The following is a 15,259-nucleotide window of genomic DNA, read 5'->3' on the forward strand; positions in this document are numbered from 1 at the left end:
AGAAACTATGAAACTAAGAAATATATTCTATGGTATAAGCAGTGTTTTACTGATTGTGGGAGCTTCTGCATGTACAGATTTGACAGAAACAGTGTATGATAAAATTGTTTCGGATAATTATTATCAAAATAAAGAAGATGTGGTGCGAGCTTTTCTGCGTCCTTTCGAACATGGATATTGGTCTGTCCTTTCTACTTATCGTTTACAGGAAATTACGGCTGACCAAATGGGTACATGGGAACGTGATGGTTGGTGGTATGATGGTGGACAATGGGAACGGCTTCATAAGCATACTTGGGGGCTTGAGGGAGGCGATGCGGATGTTATTGCCAACGCATGGGAAGTGCAATTTCAAGGTATTGGACAATGTAATTCCGTGTTGGAGGATTTTGCCAGACTGAATCGTGAACAGCTTGGTGTGAATGAACAGGAATTAAACTCCATGTATGCCCAAATTCGAACATTGAGAGCCTGGTTTTACCTACGGGCATTTGATTTGTTTCGGAATCTTCCAAGAGTGGTTAGTTTTAATGATCCGTCGCAAAATACTTCTTATCAGGTATCGCCAGAGGAAACATTTGCCTTTATAGAAAGTGAATTATTGGATGTGATTGACAAATTACCGATAAAAGAAGGTAATAACGGAAACGGAAACTTGCAAGGACAATGGAATAAAGCTTCTGCTGCAGCTTTATTGGTTCGTCTATATTTGAACGCAGAAAAATGGATTGGAATACCTAAATATGAAGATTGTGCAAGTTATGCGCAGAAAATTATAAACGGAGAATACGGTAATTATTCATTAGCTGAGCAATGGTATGAGCCATTTGATTGGGATAATGAATTTTCCAATGAAGTGCTATATGCTTTTACTGCGGGATTTGGTTACAGTCATTGGCATTGGGATGGTGATATGTATTGGTGGGGATTTCCTGTAAATGCGAAATATTATTTTGGCTTCTTGGAGTGGGGGGATTGTAACCCTGCCCGTGCGGTTCAACCTAGTTTGGATGTAGATGGAAATTTATATGAATTTGAACTTGGTAAAACTATTCATAACTTTAAAATGTATCCGGAAGATTATCGTTTGAAAAAATATGTAAACTTAGAAGGAGAAAGTAAACGAGAGGGAATGTTTTTATATGGTTATTTGCCTTATACGAACAGTAGTGGCAAAGTGGAGTATGTCACTTCTCCTGTTGGTGGTTATCGTTTATATATTCGAGACCAAGTAGGGCGATTTGAAGATGCACTACCAAGTGAAACGATTGAAGATAAGGAGTCTAATTGTGCACATGGTGATATGAACTCTGGATGGTGTGTGGTAAAGTATCCGGTTTATCGAGATGGCGATCCAGGAGCTATGGAATCTGACTATGTAGAGATTCGTTTGTCGGAGATATATTATTCACTTGCGGAATGTTATTTTCGTGCAGGAAATGTGGCTGAAGCTGGAAAACTATTAAATGCTGTCCGTAAACGTAACTATCCGCAAACTAGATGGCAGGAATATTTGTATGAACCGGAAGGGATTGTTGCATTGACTGAAGCTGAGCTTCTATCTGAATGGGGAAGAGAGTTTTTGAACGAGGGTAGACGGCGCACAGATCTTTGTCGATGGAATAAATATAGCTCAGGGACATGGTGGGATAAAGAACCTGATTTGGATGACCATACAGATATTTTTATATTCCCGTATAGAATATTAGGGGCAAATCCAGAATTAAAACAAAATCCAGGTTATCCGGATAGAAAGTAATTATTTATGTTCTATGGAAAGGAGCTGATTTCATTTAGCGCTGAATAAAGTATTGTAGCGGAACAGCTCCCTTCTTTATATATTTAAGATGTTTGATTTTTTATGATGAGGTTTATTTGTACATTTACTATTTTGTTCTCTTTTTGGTTTGAAATAAGAGCTCAATATAAAAATTTTTTTTATGAAGAGGGGAAAAAAATTGTAGTAAATCTGACAGATGGAAAGTTGTATTTCTATCCATTGACAGAGAATACTTTAAGGGTAAAGTTTGTACGCCCTCCTTTTAATGATTCATTACCTGAATGGATTTATACTACTCACGAAAAATCTGTGGTATATCATGTTGAGAAAGAAAAGGATACTTTATCTATTCTTTTATCAGGAATCAGTGCCAAGATAAATCTAAAGAATGGTTTGGTAACATTCTTTTCTCCTGAAGGAAAGGTAATACTGCAAGAACGTGGAAGACAGCTTACTCCTTCGATGGTACAGAATGTGAATACATATTGTGCTTTGCAGAGATTTTATTCTTCAGAAGAAGAACATCAGTTTGGACTTGGCCAGTTTCAGGACGGTTATTTAAATGTGAAAGGTTTGTCACGTAGGTTAACTCAAGTGAATACACAAATAGCTGTGCCCATGCTGATTTCAGATAAAGGGTATGGAGTGTTATGGAATAACTATGGTTTGACAGATTTTAATCCAGCAAATGACACTTTAAGGCTTGTTCCCATAAAAGGAGGAGGAAAGATTGAGGAAGTAGAAATTACTTCTACAGAAGGAGGGAAAAAAGAAATTCGTGAGAATTATGTTTTTGCATCAAAATTGAATGTGCCTGTTTCTGGACGTTATTCGATAATGCTTGATGTGGGACAGAATATGGCAAGAAAGTATCATTTGCGTATTGGAAATAAAACTATATTTGACATGTCCAATACATGGCTTCCTCCTACTACATCAGCTATTGTTGAGTTAGAAGCTGGTGTGTATGATGTTGTTGCTAATTTGGAGAAAAATGATTCTCCTAAAGTCTTTTTCAAAATGGTTGATGAAGAGACTGTTTTTCGTTCTCCTGTGGCTGAATGTGTAGATTATACAGTTTTTTGTGGCGATGTGGATAAAATTATAGATTCTTATAGAAATGTAACGGGAAGTGTACCGATGTTGCCAGATTGGGCATTGGGTTATATTCATTGTCGGGAACGTTTCCATAGTCAGGAAGAACTTTTAGAAACGGCAAAAAAATTTCGTTCATCTAAATTGCCTGTGGATGTAATTGTACAGGATTGGCAATATTGGGGACAATATGGATGGAATGCCATGAAGTTTGATGAAAGATATTATCCAGCTCCTGGGCAGATGGTAAATAAATTGCATGAAATGAATATGAGGTTAATGATCTCGGTATGGTCTAAAGTTGATCCTTCTTCTCAAGTCGGAGAAGGGATGGAAAAGAATGGTTTTTTTATTCCTGGAACTTCCTGGGTTGATTTCTTTAATCCTGATGCAGCAAAGTATTATTGGAAGAATTTTAGTAGCAGACTTTTAAAATATGGAATAGATGCTTGGTGGCAGGATGCTACAGAACCTGAAAATGATGATTTAGTGGGTAGAATGGTGGCTGATAAGAAAATTCCTGGTGAAGTGTTTCGGAATGCTTATCCGTTGTTAGTTAATAAAACTGTGTATGAAGGATTACGGCGAGATGCACCAAATAAAAGGGTTATGATTTTAACGCGGAGTGCATTTCCTGGAATGCAACGTTATGCTACAGCAACGTGGTCAGGAGATGTGGGGTATGATTGGAATACTCTAAGGCGACAGATTGTGGGAGGACTTGGAATGGTTATCTCAGGTCAACCTTGGTGGACATACGATGCTGGAGGTTTTTTTCGTCCTAAGAATCAATACACAGATTCTATTTATCAAGAATGTTTGATGCGCTGGATACAAACTGCTGTTTTTTTACCTTTAATGCGTGTACATGGATATGACACAAACACGGAATTTTGGAATTATGGTCCTAATTTAACTTCGCTTGCTCGTCAAGCTCTTGCTATTCGCTATCGTTTAGTTCCTTATATCTATTCAGAAAGTGCAAAGGTAAGTTTTAGCAATGGAACTTTAATGCGTCCTTTAGTCATGGATTTTGTGAATGATACGGTGGCTGTTTCTCAAAAATACCAATATATGTTTGGTCCGTCTTTGCTTGTAGCTCCCATTGTTGAAAGTAATGTGAAAAATTGGAAAGTGTATTTCCCTGCTGTTAAAGGTGGATGGTATAACTTTTGGAATAATATCTATGTGAATAATCATGGATGGAAAATAGTTCCTGCTCGAATGGATTGTATACCAGTGTTTGTGAAAGCAGGAGGAATTTTACCTTTAGCAGAAGGAAATCCTCAGACAGTAAAGGAGGCACGTTCTGGAAATCTGATTATTAAGATTTTTGCAGGAGCAGACGGAGCTTATACATTATATGAAGATGAAGGAACAAACTATAATTATGAGAAGGGGCAATATGCAAGTATTAATTTAAGTTGGGATGATCAAAAGAATGAGTTGACTATCGGGAAACGAGTCGGATACTTTCCTAATATTAAGTTGAGACGTAATTTTCATTTAATAAGGATTTCTAAAACTTCATATAAAGAACAAGATATTTGTTACACAGGTGATAAGGTCGTTATAAAATTTAAAGATTAGTCATTTATCTCCCCCCAGTAGTATGAACTCTACTATTGGGGGGAAATTTTTATGGTGTGTATCAAATTAAATATTTGTATGGTTATTACGAGAAACAGCTTTTCTTCTTTTTCCTGACTGAAAAATCAAAGTAAATTCTTATTTTTGTACATAAACGAGTAAACAACTATAGTATGAGCAGACTTTATCCGATTGGTATTCAGAGTTTTGAAAAAATCCGTGAAGGAGGATATGTTTATGTGGACAAGACCGCATGGATTTATCGGTTGGTAACGGGAGGAAACTATTATTTTCTGAGCCGTCCGCGCCGTTTTGGGAAGAGTCTGCTGGTTTCTACTTTGGAAGCCTATTTTCAAGGGAAGAAGGACCTGTTCAAAGGACTTTCTATCGGGCGATTGGAGCAGCAATGGGTGAAATATCCCGTGTTTCATCTGGATTTGAATGCCCAGAAATATGAATCTGCACGAGATTTGGCGAATATGCTGAATGTGGCTCTTACCCGGTGGGAAAAATTGTATGGAAAGGAGATTTCGGAAACTTCATCCTCTTTGCGTTTTCAGGGCGTGATACGCCGTGCTTCGGAGTCGACAGGATGCAAGGTGGTTATCTTGGTGGATGAATATGACAAGCCTTTGTTGCAAACGATAGGGAACGAGGTACTTCAGACTGAATATAGAAATACCTTAAAGGCTTTTTATGGAGTATTGAAAAGTTGTGACCAGTACATTCAATTCGCATTGCTTACAGGGGTGACTAAATTTAATAAAGTAAGCGTGTTCAGCGACCTGAATAATCTGAGGGATATTTCCATGCTGCGTGAATATGAAAATATCTGCGGTATTTCGGAGGAGGAACTTCATCGAGATTTTGTGCCGGATGTAGAGGCTTTGGCAGAAGCCGGAGGAGCACAGTTGGAAGATACTTACAAGAGGTTGAAGGAATGGTATGACGGGTACCATTTTACCCCCAATGGAGTGGATATTTATAATCCCTTTAGTTTACTTAATACATTTGCTAACAGAGATTTCGGAAGTTACTGGTTTGAAACGGGTACACCGACTTTTTTGGTCGAACTGTTAAAGGAAAGCCGATATGATTTGCAGCGTCTGACGAGTGAAGTAGCGATGGCTGATTCCCTGCAAGGAATAAACTCAATGAGCAATAATCCAATTCCTTATTTGTATCAAAGTGGGTACCTGACTATAAAAGGGTATAATCAAGAATTTCAAGTATATGAATTGGGATTCCCGAATAGGGAAGTGGAAGAGGGCTTTACCAAGTTTCTGCTTCCTTGTTACGCACATTTGGATTCAGGGAATACGGCTTTTGAGTTGATGAGTTTTGTGAAAGAGGTACGTGAGGGGAATATTGAGGGCTTCATGCATCGCTTGCAGAGTTTCTTTGCAGATATTCCCTATGAAATGACACGTGATTTGGAACTGCATTATCAAAATGTACTTTTTATTGTATTTAAATTGTTGGGTTTTTATACACAAGTGGAATATCATACTTCGCAGGGACGCATTGATTTGGTGTTGAAGACTGACCACTATATTTATGTCATGGAATTTAAATTGGAAGGTACGGCTGAGGAGGCTATTCGTCAGATTGAAGAAAAGAATTATGCCCTTCCATTTGCATCTGATTCGCGTAAACTGTATAAGATTGGGGTAAATTTCAGTAATCAGACTCGAGGAATTGAAGCCTGGAAAACCGTAAGTAATTCATAATTAGTGGTTGATAAGTAAGAAGAAAGCTGGATTTTTCTTTCTCGTACAGATATTTTCCTTATCTTCAAGGGCAAAATCGCACGCTATGAATGACGAAACTTATCAACTTATGCTCTATGCCATGTCTGCTTTGGCAGTAGTAGTCTTTGTGTCACTTTATTTTGTGAAAGCCGGTTACGGCATGTTTCGTACCCGCTCATGGGGATGGTCTGTTCCCAACAAAGTTGGCTGGGTATGTATGGAGGCTCCGGCATTTCTGGTAATGGGGATAGGAGCTTGGAAAGGAGGAGTCAGCTTATATACGCCGCAAGCTGTGTTTGTGGCCTTGTTCATGTTACATTATTTTCAACGTTCGTTTGTCTTCCCGTTGCTGATGAAAGGAAAGAGCCAGATGCCATTGGCTATCATGGCGATGGGGATACTTTTCAATGTCATCAATGCTACATTGTTGGCAGCCAGCTTTTTCAGCTGTGCCTTACCCGGAAAGTATGAACCGGCGACTTACTGGTCGCATCCTTTGCCGTGGCTGGGAATCATCTTATTTGCCATAGGAATGGGCATTAATTGGCAGGCAGACCATGTGATTCGAAACCTGCGTAAGCCGGGAGATACGCGGCATTACCTGCCGGAGAAAGGTTTCTACCGCTATGTGACTTCGGCCAATTATTTCGGGGAACTGGTGGAATGGACGGGTTTCGCTTTGCTGACCGCCTCGCCTGCGGCCTGGGTGTTTGTCTGGTGGACGGCCGCCAATCTGGTACCTCGTGCCGATGCCATTTATAAACGCTACTGTGAGGAGTTCGGCCGACAGGCAGTCGGTAATCGGAAGAGAATTATACCTTATATATATTAGGAAAGGAGGAAAGATGGATTCACTTTTATTTACGCCGGTAACTTTGGGACCGCTGACATTGCGTAACCGTACCATTCGGTCGGCGGCATTCGAAAGCATGTGTCCGGGAAATGTGCCTTCGGAGCAGCTGTTGGACTATCACCGTTCGGTAGCTGCCGGAGGGGTGGGGATGACGACGGTGGCGTATGCCGCCGTGACCCGCAGCGGACTTTCGTTCGACAGGCAGTTGTGGATGAGGCCGGAGATTGTGCCTGGATTGCGCAAGCTGACGGATGCCGTACATGCCGAAGGGGCAGCGGCAAGTATCCAGCTGGGCCATTGCGGTAACATGTCGCACAAAAGCATTTGCGGCTGTCTGCCGGTAGGGGCAAGCAGTGGATTTAATTTGTATTCCCCCACCTTTGTGCGAGGGCTTCGGGCCGATGAATTGCCGGAGATGGCCAAGGCTTACGGGCAGGCGGTGTGTCTGGCACGGGAAGCCGGCTTTGATGCCGTAGAAATTCATGCCGGACATGGCTATCTCATCAGCCAGTTTCTTTCGCTTGCTACCAATCACCGGAAGGATGAGTTCGGAGGTTCGTTGGAGAATCGGATGCGTTTCATGGAAATGGTGATGGAGGAGGTAATGAAAGCAGCGGGAAATGATATGGCGGTGCTGGTCAAGATGAACATGCGCGACGGGTTCCGTGGAGGCATGGAACTGGATGAGTCCTTGCAGGTGGCGCGGAAGTTGCAGGAACTGGGTGCGCATGCACTGGTGCTGAGTGGCGGATTTGTCAGCAAGGCGCCGATGTATGTGATGCGTGGGGAGATGCCTATCCGTACCATGACGTATTACATGACTTGCTGGTGGTTGAAATACGGAGTGCGACTGGTGGGAAAATATATGATTCCTTCCGTTCCTTTCCGTGAGGCGTATTTTCTGGAAGATGCCTTGAAGTTTCGTGAGGCACTGGATATGCCACTGGTGTATGTAGGAGGACTGGTGGCCCGAAAGAAAATAGACGAGGTATTGAATCTTGGGTTTAAGGCGGTGCAGATGGGACGTGCCTTGCTCAATGAACCGGATTTCGTGAACCGTATGCGGCGGGAAGAGGAGGCACGGTGCAACTGCCGTCACAGTAATTATTGCATTGCCCGCATGTACACCTTGGACATGGCTTGTCATCAGCATCTGAAGGAAGAATTGCCTCCCTGTCTGAAGAAAGAAATTGAACGTATTGAAAGTAAGGGATAAGATGGAACGGAAACTGGCAGTAATTACGGGGGCCGACGGGGGAATGGGAACGGAAATCACCCGTGCAGTGGCATTGGCCGGTTATCGGGTAGTGATGGCCTGCTGTAACTTGGAGAAGGCGGAGATGAAGCAAGCACAGTTGATAAAGGATACGGGGAATACGGATATTGAAGTGGAATTTATCGACTTGGCTTCGTTGGCTTCTGTGGCTGCTTTTGCGGAAAAGATTTGCGCTCGTGGAGAGAAACTGACCCTGTTGATGAACAATGCGGGAACGATGGAAACCGGACGGCACTACACGGAAGATGGATTGGAGCGTACGGTGAGCGTGAATTATGTGGGGCCTTATCTGCTGACGCGAAAATTGCTTCCGTTGATGGGAGAGGGAAGCCGGGTGGTGAACATGGTATCGTGTACGTATGCCATCGGTCGGTTGGATTTCCCGGATTTTTTCTACCAGGGCAAGAAAGGAAGTTTCTGGCGGATTCCGGTGTACAGCAATACCAAACTGGCATTGACTTTGTTCACGCTGGAACTGGCCGACCGTGTGAAGGAGAAGGGAATTGTGGTCAATGCAGCCGATCCGGGGATTGTGTCGACTGATATCATCACTATGCATTTATGGTTTGACCCGCTGACGGATGTCTTTTTCCGTCCTTTTATCCGGACACCCCGCCAGGGAGCTGCTACGGCAGTGGGGCTTTTATTGGATGAAGAAGCAGGGAAGCGGACAGGTACATTGAATGCCAGTGGACATCCGGTGCGGCTGTCGAAGAAATATCTTCCTCATGTGCAGCAAAAGGAATTGTGGAACCGCACGGAAGAGATTGTTCGGAGATGGCTGTAGAATGATATAAAAGAAACGGGCCGGCACCTCATGCGGAGGAGTCGGCCCGTTGCGATATAGAGATGTATTGTATTATACCAGATGCGCAATCAGTTCTTCACGGTCGCCGGCTAACAGGTCGATTACCGGAATTTCAATCATGGTGTAGCATCCCGGCTGCTGTTTCATGGAAGCACGGGCTACGCAAACCAGTACCTGGGCAGTCAGGGCCGGATTGTTGATTTTCATGTCGAACTCAAACAGCTGGTTGTGAGTTTTTCCGGATACACCTTTACGTACCAGGTTTACGCCATGGCCTACATCGTTCAGGTCGTCTACACAAGGCACCTGGATGACGTGTGTCTCATCGTTTACAAAATATGGGTCGGTCTTGATGGCTGCTTCTACGGTTTTGAAATCAGCTCCTTCTTCCAGTTCTACATACACCATACGGCGGTGAATGCCTGTACCTACCGGAATAGTCATAGACAAGGCGTCTTTCACTCCTTCGATGGCACGAACGGCTACAGAGTGTCCCATGCTGCGGCCCGGACCGAAATTGGTGTAAGTGATACCTTTCGGAGCGATGGCTTCCAGCAATGTGCGGACTACAGAGTCGCTTCCCGGATCCCATCCGGCAGAGATGATAGAAACGGCGTTGTGTGCCTTGGCTGTTTCGTCCAGTGTGCGGCGCAGGCTGGTAATCTGCGTATGGATGTCAAAACTGTCTACGGTGTTGATGCCTAATGCCAGGATTTCTTTGGCGTAGGCTTCTACGCTGCGGGTCGGGGTAGCTAAAATAGCTACGTCTACGTCCTTCAGTTCGCGGATATCCTTTACTACCGGATAGTCGGCCAGTTCTGCAGGTTTGTTTTCTGCTCCATGGCGACGTACTACACCTGCTACTTCAAAATCGGAAGCTGCTTCAAGGGCTTCCAGGGTAAATTTCCCAATGTTTCCGTAACCCACTACGGCTGCTCTTATTTTCTTCATATTTCTTATATGTTTAGGTTGTTTCGTTGATTGTGTCGCAAAAATACAGAATTAGAATCGTTCCAAACAAGCTGAAAATGGGAGAATTTCCAAAAAAACTCGTGGAACTTACAATTTATAACTTTCTTATCATTATTTTTGTTCTCCATTTTATAAATTGTTAGGAAAACATGATTGAATATATCAAAGGAGAACTTGTGGAGGCTACTCCGGCTTGGGTGGTAGTGGATTGTCACGGATTGGGATATGGCATTAATGTGTCGTTGAATACATTTTCGGCGGTACAGGGTAAGAAAGAAGTAAAACTCTATATTTACGAGGCCATCCGGGAAGATGCATACGTGTTGTACGGGTTTTCCACTCGCCAGGAAAGGGAGTTGTTCTTGCTGCTCATCAGTGTGTCGGGTATTGGAGGAAATACGGCACGTATGATTTTGTCGGCGCTTTCTCCCTCGGAACTGTGCAATGTCATCGGCAGTGGGAACGACAAGTTGCTGAAGACCGTGAAAGGTATCGGACTGAAGACTGCGCAGCGCATCATTGTGGAATTGAAGGATAAGATTGCCGTGACAGGCATCGAGAGTGCGGCTACCGTAAAGTCGGTGGCAATGGCTGCCCATTCGGAAGTATATGAGGAGGCAGTGGCGGCTTTGACCATGTTGGGATTTGCCCAGGCTCCGTCGCAGAAGGTGACTGCCCAGATTCTCAAGGAGGAACCGGAGGCACCGGTGGAAAAGGTAATCAAGCTGGCTTTGAAACGGCTTTAAATCAGAATACTATCGTCTGCCAGTACTTCCTTGGAAGTACTCTAGTACTTTTCCGGCAGTACTGGAATACTTCCAAGGAAGTACTGGAGTCCTGCTTAGGGAGTACTGAAAGGTGGAATTAGTATTCGGTGAAAGGGGTGAGGCAATCTTAAAGAATTTTTCATCTGTTTTGAAGCAATACATTTTTTTTGTTCCTTTGTGAAGTTTATTGATTAAAAAATTAAGTAGCATGACATTTGCAAGCATTGTATGGGATGTGGATCCGGTGCTGGTTCATTTGGGTTCGCTCGAAATCCGTTGGTACGGTTTGATGTGGGGTTTGGGATTTATCCTGGCCTACGAAATAGGTTCCCGTATGTTGAAGAAAGAAGGCTGTCCGGATAATTGGGCCGACAAACTTTTTATGTACTGCATCGTCAGCAGTGTAATAGGAGCCCGTCTGGGACATTGTCTTTTTTACGAGTGGGATTATTATGGAGCGCATCCCATTGAGATTCTGAAAATCTGGAAAGGGGGACTGGCCAGTCATGGGGGCGTTTTTGCTCTGATACTGGCATTGATTTGGTATTCCAAGACCGTCACGAAGAAAAGTGTATGGTGGTTGTTCGACCGTCTGATTCCGGCTGTAGCCGTGGTTTGTATATGCATCCGTTTCGGTAACCTGATGAATTCCGAGATTTTCGGTTTCCCGACCACCTTGCCGTGGGGATTTGAATTTGTGCGTTCACGTGAATGGCAGGAACTGTATAACCAGAACGGAGTGGCACAGGCCTGTCATCCTACCCAGATATATGAGATGCTGTATTGCCTGGTAGCTTTGATTGTTTCCTGGGTGATGTACCACAAGTATCATCTTGGAAAACGGGTAGGGTTGATTACAGGTGTAGCCTTACTGATATTTTTCGGAGCCCGGTTTGGATTGGAATTTATGAAAAATCCGCAGGTGGCCGAAGAAGTGGGGATGACTCTGAACATCGGGCAATGGTTGAGCGTACCTTTGATTCTGTTGGGCATTTATCTGATAGCTACAAGCAAGAAACGGAAAGAAGCGTTTTGATAATCTCTGATAATAAGTGACTTCCTCTTAGGAGGTGAACTTATCGTACGAATGTTTCATCTTTGAACAACTATGTTTCATGTAACATAATTGTTCGAGGATGAAACATTTTTTATATGCCTTTTTGGAGTGGAGGGGTACATTTGCAATGCCGTTTTGAAAACGGTGAGAAACAATCTTATGTTTAACTTAATCTTATGCGTAAATGAAAAGCAATAAACGAGCATTCTTATTTACACTCCTGTTCTCAATGGTGTGTATGGTATTGCAAGCGCAAAGTTTGCAGGTCGAAGGGACTGTAATTTCAAAGTCTGATGGGGAACCGATTATTGGAGCCTCCGTTCTTGAAAAAGGTACAACAAACGGTACGATTACCGATCTTGATGGAAAATTCTCTTTATCAGTAAAACAAGGATCAGAAATTGTTATTTCTTATGTGGGTTTTAAAACTCAAACTTTGAAAGCTGCGGCAGTTTTGCATGTAAACTTGGTGGAAGATACGGAAATGTTGCAGGAAGTAGTGGTTACAGGTTATACCACCCAGCGTAAGGCTGATTTGACCGGTTCTGTGGCTGTGGTTTCTACAGATGCGTTGAAAACTGCTCCAGACCCAGACCCGATGAAAGCTTTGCAAGGAAAAGTGGCTGGTATGACAGTTACGACCAACGGCTCTCCGAGTGGTACGGCTACGGTACGTATTCGCGGTATCGGTTCTTTTAATTCTTCTCAGGATCCGCTTTATGTGATTGATGGTGTGCCTACCAACATGTCTCTGAATTCATTGAATGCCAATGATATTGAGAGTATGCAGGTGTTGAAGGATGCGGCTTCTGCCTCTATCTATGGTTCACGAGCTTCGAACGGTGTAATCATCATTACTACTAAAAAAGGAAAGAAGGCAGACAAGGTGAAAGTCGATTTCTCTGCTAATCTGACTGCTCAGTTTTATTCTTCTCAGTCATTGATGAATGTTTGTAATTCATCGGAATACGCTACAGCCATGGCACAGGCCGCATTGAATGATGGATTGGATCCGGTGGCGTATGCCAGCAACTATGGCCTGAACTTAAATGCAGCTTCAGGTACACCGATTACTGTGTGGAATCCAAGTACCAGCCAGTATGTGAATTATACGGTCAACGGATTGTATGACGGATTCATCAACAGCAAGAAGACGATGCGTTATTCTGATACAGACTGGTTGGATGAAATTTCAAGAGTCGGTTTCTCTCAGAATTATGACCTTTCTCTTTCGCATGCGAATGACAAGCATTCAACGATGTTCTCATTGGGTTACAAGAAGAACAACGGTATCTTGAAGTATACGGATTTCGAAAATATTTCAGCCCGTATGAACTCTTCATACAATGTGAACAAGTATGTGACTATCGGCGAGAACTTCACAGTGACTTATTCAAGTCAGGTGGATTGCGCCCCGATGGAAAACGCGTTGAAGATGGCACCGACTGTACCGGTATATGAAACAGACGGGACCACTTTTGCTGGTCCGGTGGGCGGTATGAGCGACCGTCAGAACCCGATGCGTGAATTGTATCAGAACAAAGACAATCATTTGGACTATTGGCGTCTGTTTGGTAACGGATATGTAGATATCAAGCCTTTCAAAGGTTTTGTTTTCCGTTCCAACTTCGGTATTGATACGTATAATTCAATCATTAACTCAATGACGCACACTTTCCATTCTGATATTGTCAACAATGATATCGCTAAGACTACCTTGTCAAATAAGAATGAAGTGAACTGGACATGGTCGAATACCATTAACTACAATTTCAATGTGGCAAAGAAACATGATTTCAATGTTTTGTTGGGATCTGAATTGTCAAAGCAAAGTTCTATTGATTTCTCAGCTTATTCAGAAGGCTATGCATTGGAAGATGTGGATTATATGTGGCCGAACGCTGCTACGGGCGTCATGAAGAATACAGGTGCGAAAGTAGGTTATCGTCTGGCTTCTTTCTTTGGTAAGATTGACTATAATTTTGATGACTTGGTGCTGGCTTCATTCACTATCCGTCAAGATGGTTCTTCTCGTTTTGGTAAAGGTCACCGTTGGGGTACTTTCCCGGCAGCTACATTGGGTTTGCGTGTGTCTAAATGGATAAAGGCAAGCTGGATGGATGACTGGAAAGTGAGATTGTCTTGGGGACAGACAGGTAACCAGGCAATTGATAACAATGCACAGTTTGGTCTGTATGTCGTGGATTACGGGTTGGACCGTGTGACTTCTACCGCATACGACTTGTATCTTCAGGGTTCAGGTACGTTCCCTTCAGGATATCGTGCTACTCAGCTTGCCAATCCTGATTTGAAATGGGAATCGGCTACGCAGTATAACGTAGGTACCGACTTTACACTTTTGAACGGCAGTTTGTATGGTACAATCGATGGATATGTGAAGAATGTCAGTGATATGTTGATTAATCCGGCTTACTTGGGTGCCATTGGTGAAGGAGGTGCTTCTTGGTTGAATGGTCCTTCTTTGCGCAACTGGGGTATGGAATTCAACGTAGGATACCGTAAGTCACTGGCTTGTGGACTGGGCTTGGATGTCAGTGCCAATATAGACTTCTTCCGTAACAAGGTTACTTATCTGCCGTCGACTACTACTGGAGCTTATGCCCATACTTCTAAAGAAAATTTAGTGGAATCAGGTATGCCTTATGGTTCTTCTGTAGGATATATAGTAGAAGGCTTGTTCCAGAATCAGGCTGAAGTAGACGCTTCCGGACAGGCTAATGCCCGTGTGGGTGGTTTGAAATATGCAGACTTGGATGGAGATGACGTCATTACATCCAATGACCAGGATTGGATTTATAATCCGGTTCCTGCTTTCTCTTATGGTTTGAACATCGCACTGAATTACAAGAATTTCGATTTGACAATGTTCTGGCAGGGCGTTTGCAATCAGGATGTATATAACAACCAGAAAGCACAGACAGACTTCTGGAGTATTGTAGATGCTGGTTCTAACAAAGGAACCCGTTTGCTGGGTGCTTGGAATACCAACAACACAAGTTCTACGATTCCGGCTTTGACGACCAATAACACCGCAGATGAAGGTAGAGCTTCCAGCTACTATGTAGAGAATGGATCGTATATGAAATTGCGTACCCTCCAATTGGGATACACGGTACCTGCTTCTTTCTTGTCTAAGTTTAAGATGTCTAGTGCCAGAATCTACGTGTCAGGTCAAAACCTGCTGACTATCAAGAGCAAGAGTCTGACTTGTCCGGACCCGGAAAACCCGAACTGGAATTACCCGCTTGCAACTTCTGTATCATTTGGTTTACAAATTGGTTTCTAATTT

The 15,259-nt window shown here is 43.1% G+C and carries 10 protein-coding genes; 9 read left to right on the forward strand and 1 reads right to left on the reverse strand.

Features of this window, described 5'->3' with window-relative positions; genetic code table 11:
* The first annotated feature begins 7 nt into the window (after positions 1-7).
* The 6 genes from OIM59_RS00845 to OIM59_RS00870 all read left to right on the forward strand — a co-directional run bounded on the left by OIM59_RS00845 (position 8) and on the right by OIM59_RS00870 (position 9,132).
* Positions 8-1,759, forward strand: a complete 1,752-nt coding sequence (locus OIM59_RS00845) for a RagB/SusD family nutrient uptake outer membrane protein (protein ID WP_204480680.1) — start codon at positions 8-10, stop codon at positions 1,757-1,759.
* A gap of 102 nt (positions 1,760-1,861) precedes the next feature.
* The gene (locus OIM59_RS00850) at positions 1,862-4,465 is read left to right on the forward strand and encodes a TIM-barrel domain-containing protein (protein ID WP_299170244.1); all 2,604 of its coding nucleotides are present in this window, start codon (positions 1,862-1,864) and stop codon (positions 4,463-4,465) included.
* A gap of 173 nt (positions 4,466-4,638) precedes the next feature.
* On the forward strand, positions 4,639-6,195 hold the full coding sequence (locus tag OIM59_RS00855; RefSeq protein ID WP_299170242.1) for an ATP-binding protein: 1,557 nt from the start codon (positions 4,639-4,641) through the stop codon (positions 6,193-6,195).
* Positions 6,196-6,280: 85 nt separating this feature from the next.
* Positions 6,281-7,048 (forward strand): DUF1295 domain-containing protein, encoded by a 768-nt coding sequence (locus OIM59_RS00860; protein WP_299170241.1) that lies wholly within the window; start codon positions 6,281-6,283, stop codon positions 7,046-7,048.
* A gap of 13 nt (positions 7,049-7,061) precedes the next feature.
* On the forward strand, positions 7,062-8,285 hold the full coding sequence (locus OIM59_RS00865) for an NADH:flavin oxidoreductase (RefSeq protein ID WP_303894316.1): 1,224 nt from the start codon (positions 7,062-7,064) through the stop codon (positions 8,283-8,285).
* Between the two features lies 1 nt (position 8,286).
* Positions 8,287-9,132: an SDR family oxidoreductase gene (locus tag OIM59_RS00870; protein ID WP_303894319.1), complete on the forward strand. Its 846-nt coding sequence runs from the start codon at positions 8,287-8,289 to the stop codon at positions 9,130-9,132.
* A gap of 72 nt (positions 9,133-9,204) precedes the next feature.
* On the opposite strand, the gene OIM59_RS00875 is transcribed toward OIM59_RS00870, so the two are convergent.
* Positions 9,205-10,104 carry a diaminopimelate dehydrogenase gene (locus OIM59_RS00875; RefSeq protein ID WP_299170236.1) on the reverse strand — a complete coding sequence of 300 codons (900 nt, stop codon included), beginning with the start codon at positions 10,102-10,104 and terminating at the stop codon, positions 9,205-9,207.
* A gap of 170 nt (positions 10,105-10,274) precedes the next feature.
* On the opposite strand from OIM59_RS00875, the gene ruvA reads away from it, so the two are divergent.
* The 3 genes from ruvA (at position 10,275) to OIM59_RS00890 (ending at position 15,256) form a co-directional block, all read left to right on the forward strand.
* Entirely contained in the window at positions 10,275-10,871 is a 597-nt protein-coding gene (gene ruvA / locus OIM59_RS00880; RefSeq protein WP_299170234.1) for a Holliday junction branch migration protein RuvA, read from the forward strand.
* 229 nt (positions 10,872-11,100) lie between these two features.
* Positions 11,101-11,928, forward strand: coding sequence for a prolipoprotein diacylglyceryl transferase (gene lgt, locus OIM59_RS00885; RefSeq protein WP_204434621.1), 828 nt, complete (start codon positions 11,101-11,103; stop codon positions 11,926-11,928).
* A gap of 205 nt (positions 11,929-12,133) precedes the next feature.
* Positions 12,134-15,256 carry a TonB-dependent receptor gene (locus OIM59_RS00890; protein WP_299170230.1) on the forward strand — a complete coding sequence of 1,041 codons (3,123 nt, stop codon included), beginning with the start codon at positions 12,134-12,136 and terminating at the stop codon, positions 15,254-15,256.
* Positions 15,257-15,259 lie beyond the last annotated feature (3 nt).

Source organism: Bacteroides mediterraneensis (genome assembly GCF_025993685.1).
Lineage (GTDB): Bacteria > Bacteroidota > Bacteroidia > Bacteroidales > Bacteroidaceae > Phocaeicola > Phocaeicola mediterraneensis_A.

Bases quoted from the DNA above. Each gene is read 5' to 3' on its own strand.
- OIM59_RS00855 (WP_299170242.1), top strand. From the start codon at position 4,639: ATGAGCAGACTTTATCCGATTGGTATTCAGAGTTTTGAAAAAATCCGT.
- ruvA (WP_299170234.1), top strand. From the start codon at position 10,275: ATGATTGAATATATCAAAGGAGAACTTGTGGAGGCTACTCCGGCTTGG.
- OIM59_RS00870 (WP_303894319.1), top strand. From the start codon at position 8,287: ATGGAACGGAAACTGGCAGTAATTACGGGGGCCGACGGGGGAATGGGA.
- OIM59_RS00860 (WP_299170241.1), top strand. From the start codon at position 6,281: ATGAATGACGAAACTTATCAACTTATGCTCTATGCCATGTCTGCTTTG.
- OIM59_RS00850 (WP_299170244.1), top strand. From the start codon at position 1,862: ATGATGAGGTTTATTTGTACATTTACTATTTTGTTCTCTTTTTGGTTT.
- lgt (WP_204434621.1), top strand. From the start codon at position 11,101: ATGACATTTGCAAGCATTGTATGGGATGTGGATCCGGTGCTGGTTCAT.
- OIM59_RS00890 (WP_299170230.1), top strand. From the start codon at position 12,134: ATGAAAAGCAATAAACGAGCATTCTTATTTACACTCCTGTTCTCAATG.
- OIM59_RS00845 (WP_204480680.1), top strand. From the start codon at position 8: ATGAAACTAAGAAATATATTCTATGGTATAAGCAGTGTTTTACTGATT.
- OIM59_RS00875 (WP_299170236.1), bottom strand. From the start codon at position 10,104: ATGAAGAAAATAAGAGCAGCCGTAGTGGGTTACGGAAACATTGGGAAA.
- OIM59_RS00865 (WP_303894316.1), top strand. From the start codon at position 7,062: ATGGATTCACTTTTATTTACGCCGGTAACTTTGGGACCGCTGACATTG.